This window comes from Clostridium sp. UBA4548, assembly GCF_002387895.1.
Classification (GTDB): domain Bacteria; phylum Bacillota; class Clostridia; order Clostridiales; family Clostridiaceae; genus Clostridium_J.
Window position 1 is genome coordinate 235,068 of the sequence record NZ_DGLI01000021.1, and the last position, 26,870, is coordinate 261,937.

General features: G+C 30.5%; 18 protein-coding genes and 1 other annotated feature. Of the genes, 12 read left to right on the forward strand and 6 right to left on the reverse strand.

The annotated features are described in order from the left end of the window. Positions 1 to 146: 146 nt before the first annotated feature. Positions 147 to 2,102 carry a sensor histidine kinase gene (locus B3040_RS07545; RefSeq protein ID WP_291571807.1) on the forward strand — a complete coding sequence of 652 codons (1,956 nt, stop codon included), beginning with the start codon at positions 147 to 149 and terminating at the stop codon, positions 2,100 to 2,102. 193 nt (positions 2,103 to 2,295) lie between these two features. Here B3040_RS07545 and epsC read toward each other — a convergent pair whose 3' ends face one another. Both epsC and cysK read right to left on the reverse strand, forming a co-directional pair. Beyond that, positions 2,296 to 2,820 (reverse strand): serine O-acetyltransferase EpsC, encoded by a 525-nt coding sequence (gene epsC / locus B3040_RS07550; RefSeq protein ID WP_291571809.1) that lies wholly within the window; start codon positions 2,818 to 2,820, stop codon positions 2,296 to 2,298. 18 nt (positions 2,821 to 2,838) lie between these two features. Next, positions 2,839 to 3,747: a cysteine synthase A gene (cysK, locus tag B3040_RS07555; RefSeq protein ID WP_291571811.1), complete on the reverse strand. Its 909-nt coding sequence runs from the start codon at positions 3,745 to 3,747 to the stop codon at positions 2,839 to 2,841. Between the two features lie 214 nt (positions 3,748 to 3,961). Next, positions 3,962 to 4,200 (reverse strand) — a binding site (T-box leader). 420 nt (positions 4,201 to 4,620) lie between these two features. On the opposite strand from cysK, the gene B3040_RS07560 reads away from it, so the two are divergent. Together B3040_RS07560 and B3040_RS07565 are read left to right on the forward strand one after the other, a co-directional pair. Then, a complete protein-coding gene (locus B3040_RS07560) occupies positions 4,621 to 8,826 on the forward strand; it encodes a S8 family serine peptidase (protein ID WP_291571813.1) in 4,206 nt (1,401 codons plus the stop codon). A 288-nt stretch (positions 8,827 to 9,114) separates the two neighbouring features. Further along, the gene (locus B3040_RS07565; protein WP_291571815.1) at positions 9,115 to 11,514 is read left to right on the forward strand and encodes a hypothetical protein; all 2,400 of its coding nucleotides are present in this window, start codon (positions 9,115 to 9,117) and stop codon (positions 11,512 to 11,514) included. A gap of 128 nt (positions 11,515 to 11,642) precedes the next feature. Here B3040_RS07565 and B3040_RS07570 read toward each other — a convergent pair whose 3' ends face one another. Continuing rightward, positions 11,643 to 12,689 carry an FAD:protein FMN transferase gene (locus tag B3040_RS07570; RefSeq protein WP_291571817.1) on the reverse strand — a complete coding sequence of 349 codons (1,047 nt, stop codon included), beginning with the start codon at positions 12,687 to 12,689 and terminating at the stop codon, positions 11,643 to 11,645. 460 nt (positions 12,690 to 13,149) lie between these two features. Here B3040_RS07570 and B3040_RS07575 point away from each other — a divergent pair, with 460 nt between their 5' ends. The 8 genes from B3040_RS07575 to B3040_RS07610 all read left to right on the forward strand — a co-directional run bounded on the left by B3040_RS07575 (position 13,150) and on the right by B3040_RS07610 (position 22,657). Further along, positions 13,150 to 13,557, forward strand: a complete 408-nt coding sequence (locus B3040_RS07575; protein WP_291571819.1) for a NusG domain II-containing protein — start codon at positions 13,150 to 13,152, stop codon at positions 13,555 to 13,557. 9 nt (positions 13,558 to 13,566) lie between these two features. Next, positions 13,567 to 14,091: a Gx transporter family protein gene (locus tag B3040_RS07580; protein WP_291571821.1), complete on the forward strand. Its 525-nt coding sequence runs from the start codon at positions 13,567 to 13,569 to the stop codon at positions 14,089 to 14,091. Then, a complete protein-coding gene (locus B3040_RS07585) occupies positions 14,088 to 15,443 on the forward strand; it encodes a sigma-54 interaction domain-containing protein (RefSeq protein ID WP_291571824.1) in 1,356 nt (451 codons plus the stop codon). Before B3040_RS07580 ends, B3040_RS07585 begins: the two co-directional genes overlap by 4 nt. 420 nt (positions 15,444 to 15,863) lie before the next feature. Then, on the forward strand, positions 15,864 to 17,042 hold the full coding sequence (locus B3040_RS07590; protein WP_291571826.1) for an acetyl-CoA C-acetyltransferase: 1,179 nt from the start codon (positions 15,864 to 15,866) through the stop codon (positions 17,040 to 17,042). A gap of 454 nt (positions 17,043 to 17,496) precedes the next feature. Next, positions 17,497 to 18,852: a VanW family protein gene (locus tag B3040_RS07595; RefSeq protein ID WP_291571828.1), complete on the forward strand. Its 1,356-nt coding sequence runs from the start codon at positions 17,497 to 17,499 to the stop codon at positions 18,850 to 18,852. Between the two features lie 271 nt (positions 18,853 to 19,123). Continuing rightward, a complete protein-coding gene (locus tag B3040_RS07600; RefSeq protein WP_291571830.1) occupies positions 19,124 to 20,650 on the forward strand; it encodes a VanW family protein in 1,527 nt (508 codons plus the stop codon). Positions 20,651 to 20,967: 317 nt separating this feature from the next. Beyond that, on the forward strand, positions 20,968 to 21,603 hold the full coding sequence (locus tag B3040_RS07605; RefSeq protein WP_291571832.1) for an HDIG domain-containing metalloprotein: 636 nt from the start codon (positions 20,968 to 20,970) through the stop codon (positions 21,601 to 21,603). Positions 21,604 to 21,679: 76 nt separating this feature from the next. Next, entirely contained in the window at positions 21,680 to 22,657 is a 978-nt protein-coding gene (locus B3040_RS07610) for a biotin--[acetyl-CoA-carboxylase] ligase (protein ID WP_291571834.1), read from the forward strand. 310 nt (positions 22,658 to 22,967) lie between these two features. On the opposite strand, the gene B3040_RS07615 is transcribed toward B3040_RS07610, so the two are convergent. Continuing rightward, entirely contained in the window at positions 22,968 to 23,459 is a 492-nt protein-coding gene (locus B3040_RS07615; RefSeq protein ID WP_414632525.1) for a metallophosphoesterase family protein, read from the reverse strand. Positions 23,460 to 24,081: 622 nt separating this feature from the next. On the opposite strand from B3040_RS07615, the gene B3040_RS07620 reads away from it, so the two are divergent. Next, on the forward strand, positions 24,082 to 24,789 hold the full coding sequence (locus B3040_RS07620; RefSeq protein WP_291571838.1) for a hypothetical protein: 708 nt from the start codon (positions 24,082 to 24,084) through the stop codon (positions 24,787 to 24,789). A 55-nt stretch (positions 24,790 to 24,844) separates the two neighbouring features. Here the strand turns inward: B3040_RS07620 and B3040_RS07625 are convergent, their stop codons facing one another. Both B3040_RS07625 and B3040_RS07630 read right to left on the reverse strand, forming a co-directional pair. Beyond that, on the reverse strand, positions 24,845 to 25,651 hold the full coding sequence (locus B3040_RS07625) for an ABC transporter ATP-binding protein (RefSeq protein ID WP_291571841.1): 807 nt from the start codon (positions 25,649 to 25,651) through the stop codon (positions 24,845 to 24,847). Further along, positions 25,651 to 26,679 (reverse strand): FecCD family ABC transporter permease, encoded by a 1,029-nt coding sequence (locus B3040_RS07630; protein WP_017413281.1) that lies wholly within the window; start codon positions 26,677 to 26,679, stop codon positions 25,651 to 25,653. The genes B3040_RS07625 and B3040_RS07630 overlap by 1 nt, the downstream gene beginning before the upstream one ends. Positions 26,680 to 26,870 lie beyond the last annotated feature (191 nt).

The window sequence follows — 26,870 nt, forward strand, 5'->3', positions numbered from 1 at the left end:
AACACCCTCATAATATGAATAATTATTATGAGGGTGTTTTTTTATGAAAATATGAAAAATTAAAATTAGAACCAAGGAGATTAATTAAGTCATTTAAGGAAGAAACTATAATTAAATATGAAAGCAAATAAACTAAGGAGGATATTATGAGATATATGCAAAAAGCTTTAATTTTATTATTAACCATTATTTTCATTAAAGCTTCTAATATAGAGGTGTACGGACAATCAATGAAAGTTGAAAAGATATATGAAATTCTTATAATAAACTCTTATGACAGAGAACAACTTTGGGAAAAAAATATAATATCGGGATTTCAAAAAAACTTGAATGGTAAATTTAATGTTATATATACAATAGAGTACCTAGACTTAAAAAGTAACAATTCTAATGAATACTTTAAAGAATTAAGTGATATTTTAAAGATAAAATACAAAGAAAAAAACTTTGATTTAATACTTGCGTCTAATGATGAATCATTAAATTTTATTAGAGAATATCATGAAATATTGTTTAAAAAAATTCCTGTGGTTTTTCTTGGTGTAAATAGCAAAATAGAATTAACCTCTGAAGAACAAAAATACTTTACAGGACTTTCAGATAATGTAGATGAGAGATTAAATATAGATATTATAAAAAAACTTTACCCTGAAATAAAAACTATTAATTTCTTATTAGATGATACTACTTATTCGAGAAATACTAAAATAAGATTAGAAAATGTTAGGCCTTATTATTATGATCTAGAATTTAATTACATTGAGGGTGTAAAGATAGATGAGGTTATTGAAAAGGTTTCAATGACTTCAAAACCCTGTGTAAACTTAATAATAGGAATTTTTTCAGATGGAGACGACAAAGAATCTTTCCCTAAAGAAGCAGTAAAAAAGTTAAAAGCTACTAATAATTATCCTATATTTTCAAAGTCTGAAAATTATTTAGGTCAAGGAGTTTTAGGTGGAAAGATGGATTTAGGAGAAGAACATGGAAAAATGGGAGCAGATATTGCTATGAGAATTTTAAGGGGAGAATCCATGAAAAATATTCCTATTCTTGAGGAACCTCCAGGAACGTACATCTTTGATTATGAGCAGATGAAGAAGTATGGGATTTCTATCAATGAAATACCACAAAATAGCGTAATAATAAACAAAGGAAATTACGAAATGATGGTAGTTGCTGGGGGAAAAGCTAAAGTCATACTAATGATGAATGGTTTAATAATAATAGTGTTTTTAATAGTTTTTTACAATATATATCTTAGAAAAAAAGGTGAAAATGATAGAAAAACTTATAATGAAGTTTTAAAATATGATAAGTTAAAAACAGAATTTTTTTCAAATATTTCTCATGAGCTTAGAACCCCATTAAATGTAATACTTAGCACTGTACAATTGTTAGAGGTATATATAAAACAAGGGAGAATTAAATTTGAGGATGAGAATTCCAAAAAGAAGATAACATACATAAAGCAAAATGGATATAGGTTGTTAAGACTGGTTAATAATATTATAGATATAACTAGGATAGAATCAGATTTTTATGAGTTACAATTAAAAAATAAAAATATAGTAGAAGTTATAGAGGATATTACCTTATCTGTAGCTGATTACATAGAGGGTCATTCTATTGAACTTATATTTGATACAAATGTTGAGGAAAAGATTATGGCTGTAGACCTACAGAAAATGGAAAGAATAATGTTAAACTTATTATCTAATGCTGTGAAGTTTACACCTAAAGAAGGTAGTATATTTGTAGAACTCCAGGATCAGGGAGAAAAAGTTAAAATTTCAGTTAAAGATAATGGAATAGGAATTCCTAAGGATAAACAAGGAAGTGTATTTGATAGATTTGCCCAAGTAGATACATCCCTTTCAAGAAAAAGTGAAGGAAGTGGTATAGGACTATCACTTGTGAAAGCCCTAGTGGAGCTTCATAGAGGAAGTATCCATATTGAAAGTGAGGAAGGACAGGGGACTACATTCATTGTAGAAATACCAGCAGAGATTGTTGAAAATGAAAATTTAGGAGGAGAACATAATTCAAATACAGAGTTAAAGAACAAAGTCATATTAGAGTTTTCTGATATATATGATTAGTAGAACAATGTAAAAATAAATTATATATAGACATTATTAAGCTATAAATTTTTTTGAATTTTAATATACTACAGGAATTTATAACTTACATAAATTATAGTAAATATTCCTACCAGGATATATGGATATAAATAGGGATTTAGTTAAAAGAGTTAAACCTCTTATGCTAAATCCCTGTCTTTATTTTTTACATCTAGGGTGAAAAGTAGTCATCCCCTAAAATCTTTCCAGGGATACCAACCACAGTTTTATTTTCTGGAACAGATTTTAAAACCACAGCATTAGCTCCTATTCTGGAGCCTTTACCAATATCAATAGGACCAAGAATTTTGGCACCTGCACCTATTATAACATTATCTCCTATAGAAGGGTGCCGTTTCCCTTTTTCTGTGCCAACTCCTCCTAATGTAACACCATGATAAATAGTAACATTGTTGCCGACTTCAGCAGTTTCTCCTATAACTACACCCATTCCATGGTCAATGAAAACTTTTTTGCCAATTTTGGCACCTGGATGAATCTCAATACCTGTAAAGAATCGAGAAATTTGAGATATTAACCTAGCTATAAAATAAAGTCTTAATCTGTAAAGTTTATGAGAAATATTGTGAAAAAATAGGGCATGAAGAGATGGATATAAAAAGACCTCCATCACGCTTCTAATTGCAGGATCCTTTGAAATTATATTATCTATATCTTCTTTAAGTCTATTGAACATATCACCACTACCTAAAAATTACTGAAAAAGACCCATGGATAAATACTTTTCCCCACTATCTGGTGCTATTACAAGGACTTTTTTCTCTTTTCCTAATTCTTTAGCAAGATCCAAAGCTACAGAAATTGCTGCTCCGGAAGAAATTCCTACTAAAATCCCTTCCTCACTAGCTAATAATCTTGCTGTATCGAAAGCGACTTCATCACTAACAGTTGAAATTTTATCAACAACCTTACTATCATAGTTATCAGGTATAAAACCAGCGCCAATACCTTGTATCTTATGGGGTGAATGAGTACCACCAGATAAAATTGAGGACTTTGAAGGCTCTACAGCATTAATAAGGATTGAACTTTTAAGCTCTTTTAATCTTCTGCCAACTCCTGTTATAGTACCGCCAGTACCAACACCTGCAATAAAAGCATTCAAGTCGGGTATATCTCTTAAAATTTCTTCTGCGGTTGTTTTATAATGCTTGTTAGGGTTTGCAATATTTACAAACTGTTGAGGTATAAAAAAGCTATCATCCACAGCAATTTCTTTAGCCTTTTCTATAGCACCTTTCATGCCTTTGGCACCTTCTGTTAGAACAAGTTCTGCGCCATAAGCTTTAATCATATTTCTTCTCTCTACACTCATAGTATCAGGCATTATTATTATAACTTTGTAACCTTTTAACTTTCCAAGCATTGCAAGAGCAATTCCTGTATTACCACTAGTTGGCTCTACAATTGTACTATTTGGTTTTAGAAGACCTAACTTTTCTGCTTCTTCTATCATTCCCAGTGCTGCTCTATCTTTAACACTACCAGCAGGGTTGTATTTTTCAAGCTTTACATAAACCTCTGCCATGTCTTCATGAACTATATTATTTAATTTTATTATTGGGGTATTGCCTACCATTTCTAAAACACTATTATATAACATTTGATTTCCTCCTTAGGCTTAATTTAATATTATTTATAACACAAATACATCATAATCAATAAAACATAAAAACTTACGAAATGGACTAAAAACATAATTGAAACAATACTAACAATGGTAAAGTATTCCTGGAAATTTAAGCGCTTAAATCCTCATACATATTGAAGTTAGTATAACCAGAATAATCAATAAAAAAAGCCTCGTCTCTATAATATATAGAGACGAGGCTTTGTATGCCTTCGCGGTTCCACCCTAATTAGATATAAAATATCTCACCTCATTCAGGTACAAAAATACCTTATCGCTATAACAGGCGAACCTGGATGGTCTTACTAAAACTTTCAGACTTCTGCTCCAAAGGGCACTTCACATAAATCATCAGTAGAAACTTCACACCATCGTTTCCTCTCTGGAACTTATATCTATGTTACTTTCCTTTTTCAATGCATTTAATTCTTAGTTAATTACTCTGATTTATATTTATATTATATGACAAAAATAAAATTTGTAAACCCCTAAATTGTGAAAAAATAAAAAATTACTTTAGAAACTTTTAATAATAATTAAATAAATCTATATAGATATGAAGGTATGTACTAAATAAAAAAAACAAAGGTTAAATTTTCAATTAAATTTATTCTTAATTTAATAATATTTTATTTAAAGAATTATAAAAAAAGCTTAAATTATGAATAAAAGAACCCTTAAAAATAAGAATATAGTTAAATTTTTGTAAAAATTATGTGTATTTTTTTTGTTGAAATGGAAAAATCTCAATATTATAATTGATACATAAGTGTACAAATATTTAAAATATTACAAAATGTACTGTTTTTGGATGTTATGTACATGTAGAAATAGGGGGTTAATAATATGAAGGATACTTTTAGAAAAAGTATGTCTAAAACTCTGGTTGGAATAGTTGTTTCAACAATAGTTCTAGGAAACCAAGTAGAAGATGTACAAGCTCAAGAGAATGGGGATACTCTATTAAGAAATGCTATCTACAAGAATATGAAAAGGGACTCTGTCTCAAAGAACATATTTGTAAATGATGAAAAAGAAAATGCTAGCGAGTTAGTAAGAGTCATTGTTGAAGTAGAAGCTCCAGCTGCAGCAGAAGTGGCAGGAAGTGCGAAGGCATCAGGTCAACAGATAAATGCAGCTAAGTCAGCACAGTTACCGGTTATGGGGGAAGTAAAAAAGATTATTGGTACTGACATTAAAAACTCATTTGGTAATTTAGTTAATGGTTTTAGTATAGAGGTTAGAAGAGGCGAATTAGAAAAGATTGAAAATTTGTCAGGAGTAAAAAATGTAACGGAAGTTAAAAAGTACAATGTAGATATGAACTCTGCTAAAGAACTTACTCAAGCAGAAAATGTTTGGAAAGATTATGGATATCAAGGAGAAGGCATGTTGATATCTATAATTGACACTGGAATAGATCATACTCACAAAGATATGAGACTAGACCAAGATGGTAAAGACAAAGCAAAGCTAAGTAAAAGTGCAGCTGAAGAAAAAATAAAAACTCTTGGTAAAGGAACATACTTAAGTGAAAAAGTTCCTTTTGGATATAATTATGCTGATAAAAATAATACAGCAAAAGATAATACTGATAGTATGCATGGAATGCATGTAGCAGGAATTGCAGCTGCTAATGGAAGTGATGAAGAAATAAAGGCAGGAAGTGCAGTTGATGGAGTAGCACCAGATGCTCAATTGTTAGCTATGAAGGTGTTTTCTAATGGGCCATTAAGTGCAGGAGCATACTCTGATGACATAGTAGCTGCAATTGAGGACTCAGTAACTCTTGGGGCAGATGTAATTAACATGAGTTTAGGATCTAGTTCAGGTTTTATGGACTCGGAAGATCCACAACAAATAGCTATAGAAAGAGCAACTAATGCAGGAGTTTCTGTTGTAGTTTCCGCAGGAAACTCTCAATATTCAACTGCACCTTATAAATTTAATTCTATGACAGATATAGGAATAGTAGGCTCACCAGGAGTTGCTAAAGATACTCTTCAAGTAGCAAACTTTGAGAATAATAGTATTACATCACCAGCTTTAACACTTAATGTAGATGGAGCTAAAGCTGGAATGTTTGGATATTCCCAATCAGATGCGCCAGTTTATACTGCGTTTAAACCGGATCAACAGCTAGAAGTTGTACTTTGTGGATATGGTGCTCCTGGTGATTTTGATGGAAAAGATGTTAAGGGTAAAATAGCCTTAATTGAAAGAGGCGGGGCTAAGAGTGCTGGTTTCGTGGAGAAGAAGGAACTTGCTCGTCAAGCAGGAGCAGCAGGAGTTATTGTTTATAATAACGTTAGAGATACTAAGGCAGAGGAAGAATCTTATATAAGCATGGCTGCAAATCCTAATGGAACAATTCCTGGATTGTTTATTAAACGTAGTTCAGGCTTAGCAATAAAAGGGGCAATAGATGCAGGAAAAACTGTAAGATTAACTTTTGGTGCAGAAACAATCTCAGAAGCAAATAGTGGTGCTGGGGATTTTGATAGCAGTACTTCTTGGGGAGTAACTCCAAGCTTAGATTTCAAACCAGAAATATCTGCTCCAGGCGGAGATATTTACTCTACAGTAAATGATAATAAGTATGAAACTATGAGTGGAACATCAATGGCTGCACCTCATGCCACTGGAGGACAAGCATTGATAATTCAAGGAATTAAAAAGAATAATCCTAGTATAAAAGGTAGAGACTTAAGCAGACTTGCTAGATTTACAGCTATTAATACTGCAGAGGTTAAGATGAATAAGTTTGATCCAACCACACCTTACTCTCCAAGAAGACAAGGTGCTGGTATGATGCAAATTGAAAATGCTATTAAAAATAATGTTATATTAACTTATAAGAAAGATGGTAACGCTGTTACTGCTTTAAAGGAAATTGGAAAAACAACAACCTTTGAATTAGAACTTGAAAACTTAGGGGATAAGCCTGTGACCTATGATGTAGAAAGTCTAGGAGTTTTAACAGATCAGTCTGATTCTATTAGCTCTATGCACTATGTTGAAAAAATAAATCAGGCAAGTGTGAAGTTTGACGTGAGCAAAGTAACTGTACCAGCAAAAGGAAAAGCAATGGTTAAAGCAACATTAGATGTGGCAGATGGAGTTTCAACCGAAAGATTTTTAGAGGGATTCATTAAATTCAATACTGCAGATGCTCCAGACTTAGTTATGCCTTATATAGGATATTATGGAGATTGGAGTAAGGAAGAAATTTTAAATATACCTATGTGGGAAACTAGTACAAAGGATCATCATTTATATTTAACTGATGCTAATAAAAGAGCATTGAAGTCTACTGTAGTTACTCAAGTTACTGAAGGAGATAAGGTTTACACTTCTTATCTTGGATATGATGGAGTAACTGGCAAGTATAATGAACCAAAAATTGATAAGAATACAATTGCAATTTCACCAAATGGAGACAAACAAGGAGATGTAATAATACCATCATTATATCATTTAAGAAATGCTAAGAATACAGTGGTAGTAGTTCTTGATAAGGATGGTAAGGAGCTTGGAGAAGTTGCTAAGCAGTCTAACATAAGAAAAAGAGAATATGCAAAAAATCCAAGTAGAGCAACTTTAATGGATCTTACTTGGGATGGAAGTATATATAATAAATCTACTGGAAAGAATGAAATATTGCCAGAGGGACAATATACAATAGATATAAGATCATCAGTGGATTTACCTAATGCAAAACCACAAAGCTTTATAGTTCCAGTAAAAATCGATTTAACAGCTCCAAAAATTGAAATTAAAGATGTAACAAAAGTAAGTGGAAACACTTATAAACTTCAATGGACAATGGAGGATATACAATCAAATCTAGAAGTTGGTGGAGCTACCATATTTGTTGATGGAAAAGAAGTTGCAGTAGACTGGAAAAAAGTAAATGTAGAAAATGGCGTTTATAGCTATGACTTAGATTTGACTAGTGGAGCATTAGAAATCACTGTAGGTGCTTTAGACAGAGCACAGAACTTAGGAGTTGCATCTAAAAAAGTGATGATAAACCTTCCACCAGCTAAGGTAACCTTTGAAACTGCTGCAACAGGTGAATTTGTTTCAGATTCTGCTGAAACCTATGTAATTAAAGGAAAGTTAAATAGGCCAGTTAAAGAGTTTACTATTGGGGGAGAAAATGTTGTATTGAAGGATGACTTATCATTTGCCCATGAAGTGAAATTAAAGCAGGGAATGAATCAAATAGGAGTCTATATAAAAGATTTCGATGATAAGGTTATAGCTGAATACGCTATAAAAGGAGAATGCGATACAATTTCTCCAGTGATAAACTTAGATGTGGCAAATGTAGACAATGATAAGAATACTTTGACAATAGCACCGAATCAGAAAAAGATAAATATAAAAGGTAAAGTATCTGATAATACCTTTGGATATAAGTTTTATATAAATGGAGATGCCCTAATAAACGTAAGTAACAGTGTTGCAGGAATTGAATACAATGAAAGAACATTTGAGAAGGAATTGGACGTTAAAGAAGGCGATATTGTACAGATTAAGGCTGTTGATTTATATGGACATGAGACTATTAAAAATTTAAAAGTTGAGATAGATAATGTTGCACCAGCAATTACTATCTCAGGAGTTGAAGACGGAAAAGTTTATGAGAATTCAGTAACACCAGAAATTACTGTAGATGACTCAAAAGCTATTGTAGAGCTTAAACTTAATGGGGAAAGTTATGTAAAGGGGACTGAAATTAAAAAATCAGGAAAGTATGAACTTCAAGTAAGTGCAACTGATGCAGTAGGAAATAAATCTGAGAAAGTTGTTAAGTTTGAAATCAAAGAAAAGGCAGCGAATAACACAGGTGGAGCAAACAATGGAGGCACAACTTCAGGTGGAAATACGGCAACAACTACTGGCGGTACTTCAAATGGTACAGTGACTGCAGGTATTCCACAAGCTGGAGCAGCAATGGGAGCTACGAATACAATTGCTGTAGGAACAATTTTATCAGTTATTGGGGGCGCAATATTCACATTATTTAGACGTAAACAAAAATAGCATTCTAAAGAAGGTCTACTTTATGTAGCCTTCTTTTGTTTATGGTAAGCATAATTTGTTTTATACTAATACAGTATTATGATAAAATTGTTATAAATATTAAATATATATGGATATCAATCTGTTTTAACAATTATTTTTAGTGTAAAATTAATTGAAAGTTTAAAGTTGAAAGTATTTAGTTTAGTATAAAATAAGTTTATAGTTAAAGATAGAGAATATGCTTTTTTATAAATTTGGCAAGCTAGATGATATAAAATATTATTTTAAATATAAGGAGGAGTAGTTTTGATATTAACTCAGCAGATTAACTTTTTAACTAAATGTGCAAAAAATATGGACAAGTTTCAACTGTACCTTAATATTGGTGATAAGAAGATAAGTTGTGAGCCATCATTAGCTTTAAAAAAATATTATAAATGGAGTTTGAAGTATTTATATAATGAGGACATGGAAGAAGGGGAAATAGAAGGTTATCTAAAGAAAATTATAGAAAAAGAAGATTATAAGGCTTTAATAAAAATGGAATATACTGATTTTAGAAACCTAGTAGTAGCTTACTACTCTTTAGGTGAAATGTATTTTCATGAAAATCAAGTAGAGTTAGCTAAAGAGTATTTTGTTAAGGTAATTGAGATTCTAGAGGAAACCTTAAAGTCAGGAAATAGATATGCTCATACACTAATGATTGAAAAAGATGATGTAAGCTTTTTTGAACTTATGATGTGGGCTAAAAAGAATTTAGCAGATATGAGGGAAGATACAGCATCAATTGAAGAATATGATGGGATTATAAGTGAAGGAGAACTTCTTTACCTTCAAAAGAATTATTCAATATACATAAGATGCAAGAAACTTGAAATAGTAGATAGAGCTTATGAAGCCGCAAGAAGTATTATCAAAGTCTATCCAGAGTATGAAAATGTAAATATAGATGCAGTAGAGTTTTTAAGAGAATCAAAGAGCTATTATAATGCATTAGACATTGCTATCAATGAATATAAAAGAACTGAAGAGGATAGATGGGTTGAGCTAGTTGAAAGTTTATGTGAAAAACACGAAAACTTCAATATTCAGTGTTTAGAAAAGGTCATTAACTTTCTAGATTTACTTCTTTGGAACTTAAAACTTAGTTCTTGGGGAAGTATTGCAGTAAAACTTTACGAAGCTATAGACTCTTGGGACACTGCATTAAATCAGTATGTAAGATATTTAAATAGTTCATTAAATAAAGTGAATTATAAAACTACAGATTTCTCCTACTTTCCTCACTGTATTGATATTATAAATAAAGTATTTAATCATATTAAACTTAATAAGTATGAAAATAAGGAGTTAAGATCATATGAGTTTAATTTCACATTTTTATTATTAAATGCAGCTATGAAGAATAAAAATTATGAAGATGTTTTTGAGAGCGTTACAAAATTAAATTTTATTTCAGGAGAAAATAACGAGGAAAAAAAATATATCGAAACAGTTATAGGAGAATACAAAAAAACATGTATTGAAAACTTGACCTTAGAAAGAGAAGATTTACAGGAAAAGCCATGGTTGTATCTATGGGAAAAGTTAGATTACTCAATTAAGCAATATGATGAAGCTAAAGATTGTCCTTTATTAGGAATTAATGCTAAAGTTTCAGATATGAAAAATGAAAGTGATTTGAAAGTCAATTTTTATAACTTTAAGGATTCAATATTTAAGGAAATCTCAAATATTGAAGAGAACATTACTAGGGAAGATGAAATAGTAAGTAATAAGCTTAAGGTTATGGAAGAAGGAATTTATGAAAATAAAACCATTGAAACAGGTATTGATACCGATCTAAAAGAGTTTGAAGAAAAAATTAAAAATGATTTAGAGTTTTTAAAGGAGTATAGCCATAATAAAATGAGCATAGCTATACCAGATTTGTTGGAAAAAAACTTAAGTGAAATTGATAAATTTGAGGATATAAAAACTGTAAGAAGTCTTTCAGAAGAAAAATTTAAGGAAGTTATAATAAAATGGTGTGATGAGAACCTAAATAGTTTACTATGGGAACAATTCAATGTTTACTTAGCTAAGTATAAAAATATTTACTTAGAGCATATGAGCATAATAAAAAACATTGAAGAAAATAGAAAAACTGTAGCTACTGTTTATGAGGAATTCACTAAAGAGATTTTACCAATAGAAATTAAAACTCCTGAAGAGGTTTTAGAAAGCTTTAAGAGCCATTACAGTGACTTCTCAAATGGAGTAAACTATGACATAAATATTTTTCCTCAAGAAAGTTTAGTTCAAAATTTTGCTCATTCTGCAAAAGGTTTATTTAAAAAGCCCGAGGATAAGATACAAATCCTAAGAAGTAGGATTAAAACTACAATTATTGAGGTGAAGTTAGATATAACTAATAAGCTAGTAGGAAACATATTTAAGGGGCTAGAGGATTTATGCTTAACACTTCAGAAGGAAGTTCATAGTTTATTTGGAGAAATATTAAAGTATACTACTAAAGATATAGAAATTATAGAAAAGAACTATGATAAGGTTAAACTTTATTACGAAGATTTAAAAAAACGTAATGAAGAGATGGATACTTTATTAGGCTTTATAAAAGCAGAAGTGAATAAATATGAAGCTCAATTGTCCTATAACATAATATATAGCAATGGCAAATGTTATAGAGTAAAAGGTGATTAGAGATATTAAAATAGGAAACCAAGATGGACTCATAGGTAAGATAACTTATATATGAGTCTATCTTGGTTTTCTTAACCTTTGTGTAGATAAATAAATATCTGCCTAAAGATATACAGCAAGATAGTAATTTATTTAACAATCTCATATTTTGATGAAGTTAAATGAAAATTACTCTTAAGGCCTTCAGTTAAATATAGTTTATGGTCTTTTGAAACAAATATAGCTTCAGTACCAGGTTGAGCATTGATAAATTCTAAGCCTTTGTCAATGCCTAGGGCAAAAAGAGTAGTGGAAAGAGAATCACCATCAATAGATTTATCCGTTAGTATGGATACTCCAAGTATTTCATTTTCATAGGGGTAGCCAGTCTTAGGGTTTAGTATGTGATGATATTTTTTTCCGTTTGATTCAAAAAATCTTTCATAAATACCAGAAGTTACAATAGATTTATTAGTGACCTCAATATAACCAATGCTTGAGCCTCTTGCATCTTCAGGATCTTGAACACCAATTTTCCAGTTGGAGCCATCAATCTTTGAACCTACAGCAAAAATATTCCCACCCAAATCGATTATTGCACTCTTCACATTGTTTTTAGTTAACAGGCTAGCAACTTCGTCAGCAGCATATCCTTTTGCTATGGCACCTAAATCTATTATCATATTTTCTCTTTTTAGGAAAATTGATTTATTATTTTCATCTAAAACTAAATCCTTATAATTAATTAAGGCTTTTTTTTCACTTATTTCTTCTTCAGTAGGAAGTTTTGCAGCATCTGTGCCTATGCCCCAAAGCTTAACAAGTGGACCAATTGTAATATCAAGAGCACCACCGGACAGTTTTGAGTACTTTAAGCCTTGAGAAACCACTAAAAAGGTATCATTACTAACTTCTACAGGGGCTTTTCCAGCCATTTCATTTACCTTGTCAAGTTCAGTGCCAAGTTTGTTAATGCTTAAGATGTCCTCTAATTCCTTTAATCTTGTAAAAGCTTCATCCAAGATTTTTGGATCCTTATTGTCATACAAACTTATAGTACAAGCTGTACCTATAATAACTTCAGTTTTTGCTAAGGGTTGCCCCTTGCTTGTTGAATTATTAGACTTACAACCTGATAAAGATAAAGTTGCAATAAAACACAATATAAATATAAGGAAAGATTTAAAAGATTTCATTTCATCCTCCAATAATATAAAATTTTAGCAGATGCTAAGCTATAGTATTAATTTATAGTTTACACTAATTTTAAAAATAAATTATAAGACTTTAACCATAGCCTAAAGGGTGAAGTACCTTAGCTTTATGAGAACTTAATGAATTTCTACTTTGAAAATTTGCATGTAAAAACAATAAATTCTTTAGCAGCAAAGGAGGTTAGGTTAATCTTATAGTTCTCTTTTAGAACTTTTAATAAATAAGGTTGATTAATAATAAAGTCAGTAAAAATCTTATGAGTAACATTATAAGATTTTTATTCACAGATGTAAATAAAAAAGCTGAGCGCTGCTTTATACTCCTAAATCTTTTATAAAATCCTCAGTGAAAGTGAATACTAGAAGAACATTTTATGTTATACTAGTTAATGTATGTAAGCCTTTATTTTGGCTAGACAAATTTATTAAAGTTGTTACTAGAATGGATGATAAGATGAAGATTGTGAAGAAGTGGGATGTAATAATTATCGTATTATTAGTAGTAATTTCATTTATACCATACTTGATTTTCATATATGGAGAAGGTTCAAGTAATGGAGAGATTTATGCAATAATCTCAGTTGATGGTAAGGAACAAAAAAGGATTAGATTAGATAACCATACTACCACAGAAGAATTTAATATAACTACTCATGAAGGAGTTAACAAGATTAAAGTTGAAGGAAGTAGGATTGGAGTAGTAGATGCAGATTGTCCAGATAAGGTCTGTGTATTACCTGGATTGGTAAATAGACCAGGAGAGCGGATTGTTTGTCTACCACATAGAGTGGTGATTGAAATTAGGGGAAGTAAAAATACAAGTGACACGGAAGACTTTATTTCTCGCTGAGGTGATTAAATGAAAGATATAAGAAAAATGACGTATATATCCTTATTGGTAGCAATGTCCTTAGTATTGCATATATTTGAAAATATGATTCCAGTACCATTCATAACTCCAGGAGCTAAGCTTGGCTTGGCAAACATCATAACAGTTATAGCATTATACACTCTAAATTATAAGGAAACCTTCCTAGTTTTATTGCTTAGAATAATTCTATCAGTAATGTTTGGAGGAAGTATATCAAGATTAATTTATAGTTTAAGTGGAGCAATTCTTAGTTACTTAGCTATGGTTGTTACAAAAAACATAGGAAAGAATCATGTAAGTATCATAGGGGTAAGTTCTGTAGGGGCTGTATTTCATAATATTGGACAACTAGCTGCTGCTGCATTGATAGTTAATACTTTTGGCGTAATGCTATATCTACCAATTATGACTATAGCCGGAGTAGGTACAGGGATTTTTGTTGGGTTAACAGGTAATTTTGCTGTAAGTCATTTAAAGAAAATATCAAAACAAATGGGGTTTGATTTTATATGAACATTGATGAAGAGTTACTGAATTTTATTTTTGATAGCTTTGAAGAATGTATTGTGGTTGTTGATGAAAATGGAATTGTAACTATGATGAGTAATGGGTATAAGGAGTTTTTAGGTTGTACTAATCCAGAAGGTAAGCATGTTACAGAGGTAATTCCAAATACTAAACTTCATATTGTAGCGAAGACAGGTTTAAAAGAATTTGGAGAAATACAAGAAGTAAACAGTCACAGAATAATATCTATTAGAGTACCTATAGTGCTAGAGGGAAAATTGAAGGGTGCTATCGGCAAGATTATGTTTAAGGATTTAAATAACTTTAAAATACTTAGTAGCAAAATCACAAATTTAGAAAAAGAGCTTCAGTATTATAAAAATGAATTAGACAGCGAAAAAAAAGCAAAATATACTTTTAATAATTTAATGGGAAAAAGTATAAAGTTTCAGGAAGTAGTAAATTTTGCACAAAGAGCAGCAAAAGGGGATTCCTCTATACTTATTACAGGTGAGAGTGGAACAGGAAAGGAACTATTTGCTCAAGCTATACACAATGGAAGTAAAAGGGCACTTAAGCCTTTTGTAAAAGTTAATTGTGCTGCTATTCCAGCTGAGCTTTTTGAATCTGAAATGTTTGGATATGAGGAAGGAGCATTTACTGGAGCAAAAAAAAGTGGGCTTAAGGGAAAATTTGAAATTGCTAATGGGGGAACTATACTTTTAGATGAAATAGGTGATATGCCATTAAGCATGCAAGTTAAGCTTTTAAGGGTATTACAAGAAAGAGAAATTATAAGGGTAGGTGGCAATGAAGTTATAAATATTAATGTAAGAGTTATTGCTGCCACAAATAAATCCTTACAAGAACTCATAGAACAAGAAAAGTTCAGAGAAGATTTATATTATAGATTAAATGTTATACATTTAAAACTTCCACCTTTAAGAGAAAGAGCCGAAGATATAGAATTGCTAGCAGATAGCTTAAGAGTAAAACTTTGCAATAAATATGGCATTTACTCAGAAGGGGTGTCTAAAGAAGCCTTAGAATACTTAAAAAATTACGATTGGCCTGGTAACATACGACAGCTTGAAAATGTTATTGAAAGGGCTATAAATCTTTTAGATACAGAACTTTTAATTCTACCTAAACACCTTCCAGATAAAATAGTAGAAACTAAAGGTAAAAAACATAACATTGATAATAGTGACTTGAAGGAAGCAGTTGACGAAATGGAAAAGGAAATAATAGTTAGTACCTTGGAGAAAACTAAAGGAAATAAGAACCAAACTGCCAAAATTCTAGGTATTAGTAGAGCGGGACTTTATAAAAAGATAAAAAGATTAGGGTTAGAATAATATAAAGTTGTGTAATAAAATCATAAATGTGTCAACTTAAGTGCACATGTAAACCTTGTTTACATGTGCTTATATTTTGTAGAATTAAAAGGGGATATTAATAAAATAAAAATAAGTTAACATAAAGTTAATAATAAAAACATGGTAACATGTTGAGATTCCTTTAAGTGATTAATTTAACATAGATGTTATAAAATTAACAAGAAACCCTTGAAAATACTTGGCTCCAATGTTGTGTATACTTTGTTTACAGTGGATAATTATAGGGAAAAGCAAGGCCCTTGGTATAACAGGGTTTTATTGACTTTGAAAGTTGGCATGAAAATTGCTATAATAAATATCGTGGAAATATAAAATTTATAAATAATAATTATTAAATTTTAAATATAATATTTGTTGATTTAATAGGAGGAATTAGTTATGAGAGAAGTAGTTATTGTTAGTGCAGCTAGAACAGCCTTAGGAGCTTTTGGTGGAAGTTTATCAAAACTATCTGCAGTGGAGTTAGGTACAATTGCAGCAAAAGAAGCTATAAAAAGAGCGGGAATTAATCCAGAAATAATTGAAGAAGCTGTAATTGGTAATGTATTAGGTGCAGGACTAGGACAAAATGTTGCTAGACAAGTAGCTATACATGCAGGATTAAGTGAAGCATCTTCAGCTATGACTATAAATAAAGTTTGCGGATCAGGATTAAGAGCTGTAAGCTTAGCAGCTCAAATGATTAAATCAGGAGATGCTGATGTTGTGTTAGCAGGTGGAACAGAGAGCATGAGTAATGCTCCTTATATAGTTCCAAGTAATAGATGGGGACAAAGAATGGGAGATGCTAGTCTTGTAGATATAATGATTAAAGATGGTCTATGGGATGCTTTTAATGACTATCATATGGGAATAACAGCAGAAAATATTGCAGAACAATGGAACTTAACAAGAGAAATGCAAGATGAATTTTCTTTAAATAGCCAATTAAAAGCAGAGGCTGCTATAAAAGCTGGAAGATTTAAAGATGAAATAGTACCAGTAGTAATACCGCAAAGAAAAGGGGAACCAGTAGTATTTGATACAGATGAATTCCCTAAATCAAATATGACTATTGAAAAACTAGCTAAACTTAAACCAGCCTTTAAAAAAGATGGTACAGTAACAGCTGGTAATGCTTCAGGAATAAATGATGGTGCTGCAATGTTAATTGTAATGTCAAAAGAAAAGGCAGAAGAATTAGGGGTTAAGCCTCTTGTAACAATAAAATCTTATGCTTCTTCAGGATTAGATCCAAAGATAATGGGTTATGGTCCAGTTCCATCAACTAAAAAAGCTTTAGATAAAGCAAATTTAAAAGTAGAAGACTTAGATTTAATTGAAGCAAATGAAGCTTTCGCAGCTCAATCTTTAGCAGTTGGAAAAGACTTGAACTTTGATATGAGTAAGGTAAATGTTAATGGTGGAGCTATAGCTTTAGGACACCCAATTGGAGCTTCAGGAGCAAGAATACTTACTTCATTAATTTATGAAATGATTAAAAGAGATGCTAAAACTGGTCTTGCAACCTTATGTATAGGTGGAGGACAAGGTACAGCTCTTGTAGTTGAAAGATAATAAAATTATATATAATAATAAGACTTCCTATGACATCCTATGTTATAGGAAGTTTTTATTATTATGAACTTATTAATAATAAAAATATAAAACTGCAGCAAATAATTAGTCTTTAATTAGGTTTAGAAAACTAAACCTAAGGTTTATCTAGCAAAGATATATTGCTTTCTTAAGTAATTTTGCATAAGTGTAAAATCATTTTCAATTTAAAGCACCTTATGAAGTTTAAGTATTAAAAGTTAGGTTATGCTCAGTATTATGTTTTAAGAGTATTAAAGCTAAAACTTATCCATAAATTTACTTTAATAATGTAAATGTAAATTTTATAAATCTACATATCAATGAATTAACTTTATTAGAATTAATAGGCTATTATGTAAGTTTTATAAAAGAATATTTTGTGGATTACTACACACCATAAGTATTAAGAATACATTATGAAAGGAAGGATATTATGAGCAAATTAAAAGGAAGATTACAGAAAAAAACAATCCTAGTGGTTTTGGTAATATGTTTATTAATCTTAAGTATTACAGCATATATAAAGTATTCCTATTCTGTTTCTAGCCAATTTAAAAATGCCATATATCCCGGAGTCAGTGTAGAAGATATCGATATGAGTGGAAAAACAATGGAGGAAGCTGAAAATATTCTTATAGAAAAATATGACAAGCTATTGGAAAAAGGTAACATTAGTATAAAGGTTAAAAGTAATGAATATAACCTGCCATACAAAGAATTAAATGTGCATTATAACACTAATGAAGTAGTAAATCGTGCTTTTAATTATGGAAAAGAATTAAACTTTTACAGTCAATACAAACTTATAAAGAATCCTAAAAACATAAAGTATAATTTAAGCTTAGCATATAAAGAAGAACCAATTAAAGCTTTACTTGAAAAAATAGATAAGACTTTAAATAAAGAGATATTAGATGCATCAATTAGAAAAAATGGAGAGAGTTTTCAAGTTCAAGAAGAAAAAAGAAAAGAAGAAATAGATGTAAATAAAGCATTAGGGGAAATTGTAGAAAAAATTAATAAAAGAGAACTTAATATAAGTTTGGAACCAACAGTGAATGTTACGAAACCTAAGATTTCTGCTGAGGAATTAAAAAAAATTGATAGTATTATATCTTCCTTTTCAACAAAGTTTATTCCTAGTGAAAGATCTGTAAATATTGAAATAGCAGCACGAGCTGCTAGTGAAATAGTAGTTATGCCAGGAGAAACTTATAGCTTTAATGGTTTAGTTGGGGATACAACCCCGGATAAAGGCTATAAAGAAGCACCAGTAATAATTAATAAAAAATTAGAACCAGGTTATGGTGGAGGAGTGTGTCAAGTATCTACAACGCTTCATAATGCTATATTAAGAGCAGGAATAATCCCAATAGAAAGAATGCATCATTCTATGCCAGTAGCTTATGTTCCTAAAGGAACAGATGCAACAGTTTTTTACAACACTGTTGATTATAAATTTAAAAACACTTTAAATTACCCACTTTACATTCATAGCTATATAAATAATAATGAATTGGTGTTTAATATTTATTCTAATTCTAGCCTTAAGAATAAAAGTTATAATATTGTTAGTGATGTTTATAAGGAGATTCCTAAGAATACTAAATATATTAAGGATAGTAAGCTAAAAAAAGGTGAGGAAGTAATAGAGAATAAAGGTAGCAATGGATATAAAGTAAAGGTATATATGATTACCTATGAAAATGGAAGAGAAGAAAATAAAAGATTACTATATGATGATTATTATAAACCAGTAGAAAAGATAGTAAAAAGAGGTTTAGGGTAAATGAAGAAGTTTAGAAAGAGCTTAATTAAAAAGTATTAACAAAACCATAGAATTTTGTTAATACTTTTTTTACATTTATGGTGAATTTTCTTATTTTTAAAAATTAAAAAAACTATAAAGCTTATCTAGTATTAACTGGTAAAGTTGGGTTAAAAAATTAATAGAAAAATAATTATATACTAGAAATATTCAAGTGAAAGTTACATTTTTTTATGATATACTTATAAGAGAAATTGTAACATTATAATTTATTATAGAAAGGGATGTGGCTATGGATATAAATTTGGAGAAAAATGAGAATAAAATTAGTGGCACTCCAACAAGTAAAAAACCAAAAGATCAAAAGAGCAAAAAGAAAATTATAGTAATTTCTTCTGTAGTTGGAATACTTGCTTTATCTTTTGTTGGTGCTACTTCATATATGTATGGTACCATTAACAAATACGAAAATATAGTAATGCCAAAAGTTGCTGTAGAGGGAATAGATATTTCTGGACAAACTATTGAAGAGGCTATGAAGGCTATTGGAGAAAAGTATGAAAAAGAAATAGCAAACAGAAATATTAGTATTAAAGCAGCAGATAAGGAGTACTCTATAAAGTATTCAGATATTAATGTGCAGTACAATGTGGAAAATACAGTTAAAGATGCTTTCAACTATGGTAGAGATTTAAATGCGGTTAACAAATTTAAATTAATAAAAAATGGTGAAGGTAAAAACTTTACTATGGAATTTACTTATAATAGTGAAGTTATAAAGGATAAAGTTACAGCTATTGAAAAAGAAGTTAATAAAGAAAAAAAAGATGCTACAATAAAAAAGGCTTCTGGTGACCAATTCTCAATACAAGAAGAAAAGGTTGGAGCTAAATTAGATGTACAAGCACTTATGGACGAGTTAAATACCAAAATTGCTAGTACAAAAGAAGGAAATATAGAGGTAATAGCTAAAGTAAATGAAGATGTACCTAAGGTAACTAAAGAGCAATTATCAAAAATTAATGCTAAAATATCATCTTTTGATACAAGCTTTGGAACATCTGCATCAAGCAGAGCCACTAATATTTCACTTGGTGCCAAAGCTTTAAATGGTACTTTGTTAATGCCAGGAGATAAGTTTAGTTTTAACTCAATAGTAGGTAACACCACTCCAGATAAAGGATATCAAAAAGGTGGCGCATACGTAGGGGACCAAGTAGTAGATGATTACGGCGGAGGTATCTGCCAGGTATCAAGTACATTGCACAATGCAGTATTACTGGCGGGGATAATACCAGATAGTAGAAGAAACCATAGCATGCCAGTAGGGTATGTAAAACCAGGCTTAGATGCTACAATTTTCTATGGCGGAACAGACTATATTTTTACAAACTCAACACAATATCCAATTTATATAGAAGGATATACAACGGGTGGTAGAGTATATTTAAGTCTATATTCTAATTCATCCTTAATGGGAAAAACCTATAGTTTTCCAACAGAAACCTATGATCATGTAGCAGCACCAGTAAGATATGTAGATGACCCAAGTTTAGAAGTGGGAAAAGAAGTTGTAGATAAACCAGGGACTAATGGGTACAAGGCAAAGGCTTATAGAGTAACTTATGAGAATGGTAAGGAAATAGCAAGAGAACTTTTAAATAATGATACTTATAAACCATCTCCTAGGATTATAAAAAGAGGAACTAAACCAGTGGCGGCTAAACAGCCTACTACACCTCCTCCAAGTAATCCTGAGGGTTCAGCGACAACTACGCCAAATCAGAATACTGATACTACCCAGAAACCAAACCCTTAATAGAAACAATTATTTAAGCATAACATAAAAAAAGATCTACTGATTGTAGGTCTTTTTTCTTTAAATTCTATCTCCATAAAAATCTAGCTTAAGTTGTGATAAAAATGAAAGAAAATAGAAAGAAATAGATATAATAAATAAAGTAACCTATAAGATAGATATAATAAAAAGAAGCCACAATACTAAACAAAATATCGTAGCTTCAAATTTAAGGGGGAATACAATTTAGAGTATATAAGTAGTATATTAAATAAATGATTTTTGGTGCAAAAATATATCAATACATGAATAATTATTACCATGAGAGGAGTGAAAAAATGAGCAATTACTTTATAGAATTTGAAAAACACCTTATGGAGGATGAAAAACCTTCTGAATATTTTAATAATCTTATAGGGTTGGGTACTTACCCTAAAGAATATCCTTTTAATATGATTAGTGACCTTATTAAAACAGAACAAAATTTAGAGTATCATCCAGAAGGAAGTGTGTGGAATCATACTATGATGGTGGTGGATGAAGCAGCAACAAGAAAAAATCATAGTGAAAATCCAAGAGTATTTATGTGGGCAGCTTTACTTCACGATATAGGAAAGGGTCCAACTACAAAGATTAGAAAGGGAAAAATCACTTCCTATGATCATGATGAAGTAGGAGAAAGGATGGCAAGAGAGTTTTTAGAACATTTTAATGAAGATAAAGAATTTATAAGAGAGGTAACTGCTTTAGTTAGATGGCACATGCAAATATTATTTGTAGTAAAGGATATGCCTTGGCAGAATGTTGAGAAGATGGATGAAGAAACCTCTATAGAAGAAATTGCATTGCTAGGAAAGTGTGATAGACTAGGAAGAGGGGACATGAATAGAAACACCATTGAAAAGGAAGAAAAAAATGTTAAGGCATTTTTAGAGAAGAGTAAAAAGAAATTAAGTAGAAAAGTTAAAAAATAAAGTGATTTTAAAGTAATGTAAGAATTTAAGTGATCTTGCATAAAGTTTAACTGGATTAGTGAAAGGAACGATTTTAGTGAAGGAAAAGATTTTAGAGGCTCTAAAAAATAGCGAGGATTTTATATCTGGAGAAGAATTAAGTAGAAGGTTTGGAATTAGTAGAGCAGCAATTTGGAAACATATAAAAACTATTAAAGACCAAGGATATAAAATTGAATCTATATCTAAAAAGGGATATAAATTAGAGTATTCTCCAGATTTATTAACCTATGGAGAGGTAAAAAAGTATTTAGAGACAGAGGAGATGGGAAGAAATTTCCTTCATTATGATAGTATAGATTCTACAAATATTTTAGCTAAAAAGTTAGCACAAGAAGGTGCAGTCCATGGCACCGTAATTTTAGCTGAGGAGCAAATTTCTGGGCGTGGAAGACTTGGTAGAGCTTGGGTGTCGCCGAAATCCACTGGTATATGGATGACTGCAATTTTAAGACCTAATATAAGTCCTTTTATGGCTTCTAAGCTTACTTTGATTGGTGCTGCAGCGGTAGAGAGAGCAATGGAAGAGGTAGGCATAGAGGCTTATATAAAATGGCCAAATGATATAGTGTTAAATAGTAAAAAGGTTTGTGGAATACTAACTGAAATGAGTGGTGAAATGGACAGAGTTAATTACATAGTAATGGGCATTGGGATAAATGTTAATACAAATAGTTTTCCAGAAGAAATTAATAGCATAGCTACTTCTTTAAAGCTAGAAACCGGAAGAGAAGTAGATAGAAAGTTATTAGTAGCAGGTATATTAAATAATTTTGAAAACCTATATAATGAATTTATCATAGAAAATAATTTTAATCAGGTTATAGATATATGTAGAAAAAAATCTGTACTTTTAGGTAAGGACGTTAGACTTATTAATGGGGAAAATATAAGGAAGGCTAAGGCTATAGATATCGATAATGATGGTGAATTAATAGTTCAGTATGAAGATGGAGTGCTTGGAAAGGTGTTGTCCGGAGAGATATCTGTGAGAGGGTTATATGGATATGTTTAGCCATATTTGCAAGATGATTCTTCAGACTTCTTTATAATTCATTGATGAAAAAGGTTTCAAAGTATAAACTACCAAGGAGTAAAAATATTCCTTGGTAGTTTTATTATTTTCTTAGTAAATAAGTAATTTGAAATTATATTACTTGTGCAATACCCAAGTATCATTTAACCACTTGTATATTATCATATTGTCAAATTAAAGGTTAAGGAAAGTTAAAAGTTATGGCCTTAATGAAACATTAGGAAAGGTAATATTCATGGAATTAATTTAATAGAGCATTATACTTCAACTTTTATAAAAATAGTTAAAACTATTCATAAAAATGTAAGCTGGCAAAAATATTATTCTGGCATATTTCAAGAATTATATAGGAATACCATCTTTCTTTCCTTTTGCTAGTTGGAGAACCGGGGTTTAGCATCAGCACCTTTTTCCTTGTGGAAATGCTAGGCTGATGGCTATGTCCATAAACAATTATATCCACATCATCATCAGAAAAAGCATAGTAAGCATTATCTATAGTAGTACTTCTCATGCCATGACCATGATATATTCCAATTTTATAGTTTTCAACTTTTAAAATTTCCTTCTCTTTTGTAATTTCTCTAATGGAAGCTTTATCATTATTTCCCCAAACTCCAAGGAATTTTTGTGTTTTCTGAAGAAGAGTCACAGCTCTTATATCTGTATAATCGCCAGCATGAATGATAAGATCCACAGAGGATAGTCTGTTTTTAATTAGAGCTTGGAGTTTATCACCATGTTTATGAATATGTGTATCAGAAATTATTGCTATCTTCAAGTTTATCACCGCCAAAATTTGTTTTTAGTACATAGATATTCGAATTTAATTGGTAGCTTATTCAGTTATAATTATAATCCTAATATTAAGGAAAATGAAGGTTTGAATAAAGCTACCTTGAAATAGGAATATCCATATAAAAAGTTTTTAAGTTGTTAAAAAAATGAGAAAGGTATACTGAAACAATTAAAAAAGTTTCACTATAGTATAGTTTATTTATCTTCTTTCATTCCTGTTACAAAATATAATTTTATTAATAGCTTATAAATAGAAGATAAACCACAGCTTAATTTAAAATAAACTTAAACTATTATTACTTTAAAGTAAAAGACTATTAGAATTTGGACGTGGCTTATCTATAGATAACTAAATTTAACGCTTATTTTATCAGGAAAACTATACTGGCTATCTTAAGGCGCTTTTGAAGATGAATAAATTAATTTTAAACTAAGAAAGTCTATATTAAAATTCCACTAATTATAATACAATTATTCATAGGAAAGCTTAATTAATAAGTTATACAGTATGAAGTAGGGAAGTTAGTTACATATTCTAAAATATAGTTTTAACTTAGTAATCTATATTTAATCTTTATAAAATTCTGTAGGGAAGGAAGCACACAATGAAAAAGGAAAAATCAGGGACTGACATTGTAGATAGAAGAGGTATAGGAACTAATAATGAAAAAGCCCTTCATTCAGATATAAAAAAGTTATATAGTGATGAAAATTCAAAAGTAGAATATAAGGTTGGAAGTTATATTATTGATGTTATTAAAGAAGATACCTTTTATGAAATTCAAACTAAAAACTTTTATGCTATAGGGAGAAAGTTAATTGATATACTAGAATATAATAAGGTAGTGTTAGTTCATCCAATAGCCGTGGAAAAGTACATAGTAACTCAGGATAATGATGGACAAGTTATAAGCAAAAGAAAATCTCCTAAAAAGGGAGGTTTAGAGGATATCTTTAATGAGTTAGTAAGTACTCCTTACTTATTAGGTAAGGAAAACTTTAAACTTGAGGTTTTAATGACTATTGAAGAAGAAATAAGAAGAAAAGATGGAAAGGGTAGTTGGAGAAGAAAAGGAACTAGCATAGTAGATAGAAAACTAGTAGAAGTTGTAGAGAAACATGTTTTTAACTCTCTAGAAGACTTTAATAGATTTTTGCCAAAGGAACTGCCTGAGTATTTTACTAATAAGGAATTAGCAGAAAAATTAAATTTACCAGTGCAAAAGGCAAGAAAAATAACTTATACACTAAAAAATGCAGAAATTATAAAAGAATGTGGAAAACGTGGAAGAGAATTATTATATTGTAGATAACTTTAAAGAAAAACAGAGAAAATATTTGACTTTAAAAGAGCAAATATTTTCTCTGTTATTTATAATACCTATTAGGTATAGGTATTATATGAGGTTTCTTTGAATATGGATTCTTACTTATTGAAACCTTAACCTTATATACTTTTTCTAAATTTTCCTCTGTGAGTACTTCTTCAGGGGTTCCTATAGCCACAATTTTTCCGTCATCAACAAGAATTAATTCATCACTGTATTCTGCGGCCAGATTTAAATCATGGAGTACGGTGAGGATTGTAAGCCCAACCTTTGAATTTAAGGCTTTTATGGTATCCATTATTTCTAGAGCATGATGTATATCAAGCATAGATATAGGCTCATCTAAAATTAAAATCTTAGTCTCTTGAGTTAAGGCTCTAGCAATGAATACTCGTTGACGTTCACCACCACTTAAGAACTTTATGTTTTTATCCTTAAGGTGAAAGGTTTTAGTAAGTTTTAAGGCATTTTCAGCTATCTCCATGTCCCTTTGGCTTTCTTGTTGAAATCTTCTAAGGTAGGGGTAGCGTCCCATAAGCACAATATCCCATACTGTAAAGTCAAAGTTACTTTCGTTATCTTGAGGCACATAAGACATGGTTTTGGCTAAGTCTTTATAATTATAGGTTAAGATATCTTTATTTTCGATGAAAATTTTATTTTTATCGATTCCTAAGGAATTAGAAATATTTTTAAGTAAGGTAGTTTTTCCAGAACCATTTGGACCAATAATTCCATAAAATTTTCCTGTTTCTATAGATAGTGTAATATTTTTCAAGATGTCCTTATCTACAACAGAATAGCTTAAATTTTTAACTTCAATAGATTTTTTATTTTCCTTATCCATTACATCACCTTGTTTTTATTTTTATATAAAAGATATATAAAATATGGAGCGCCAAAGAAAGAAGTAATAGCACCAATAGGAATTTCTGTAGGAGCTATAAGAGTTCTTGCTAAGGTATCACATATTATCAAGAAAGCCATACCATAAAGACCAGATAGTGGGATTAATCTTTTATGATCAGCTCCGTATAGTATTCGCACAGAATGAGGTACAATTAGCCCCACAAAACCAATAATACCAGTAAAAGATACACTAGTTGCAATAAGTAGTGAGCTTATCACTAGGAGAAGTTTTTTTGTTTTTTCTGTATTAACTCCTAAGTTCTTTGCTGACTCCTCACCAGTAGAAATTATATTTAACTCACGGGAGTTAGCTATAATTACTATAATCATAGGTAGAGATAGTATAAGTACTAGTAATACTTTATTCCAGTTGGAAGCTACTAGGCTTCCAAGGCTCCAAAATACTATTTTATCTATTTGTTTGGTGAAAAGAACCATTAATAAAGAAATTATGGAAGAAAGAAAAAAGCTTACGGCTACACCAGCAAGAAGAAGATTCACCGTGGGAGCTTTATTTCCAACTCTAGCAATGCTATAAACTAGATAAGTGGTCAATAGTGCACCAACAAAGGCTAGGCCAGCAGTGTTATTAAAGTGAAATACTATGCTAAGAGCAGAGCCTAAAGCTGCTCCAGAGGAAATTCCCAAAATATAAGGGTCAGCCATTGGATTCTTGAATATACCTTGATAGGTAACTCCAACTACAGAAAGATTAGCTCCAATTAGTGCACCAAGAAGTATTCTTGGAAGTCTTACTTTCATTACTATAGTATAAGAAGTTTCAGGAATGGAACTTACATCAACAAAATTACCTACAAAAGGAATTTGGGATAAAATTACTTTAAAGGTGTCAATAGGAGTAATGTTTGCAGCACCAAAACTTACAGCTACTACTACTAAAGCTAACAGCAGTAGTCCTATACCTATGTAATTCCAAAATATATTCCTTTCTTTAAAAAGTTTCATATTATCCCTCATTTCCTTTAGGTATCTGAAAACAAATAATAAGTGAAAATGCACTATCTAAGGGTCTGCTCATATGGTATAACACAAAACAGACAAGCACACTGACTTATTTATTTTTTAAAGATGCCTTATATTAAATATGTATAAAAGTATGCCCTATAAAAGAGCATACTTTTTAAATCTTTTAGCCA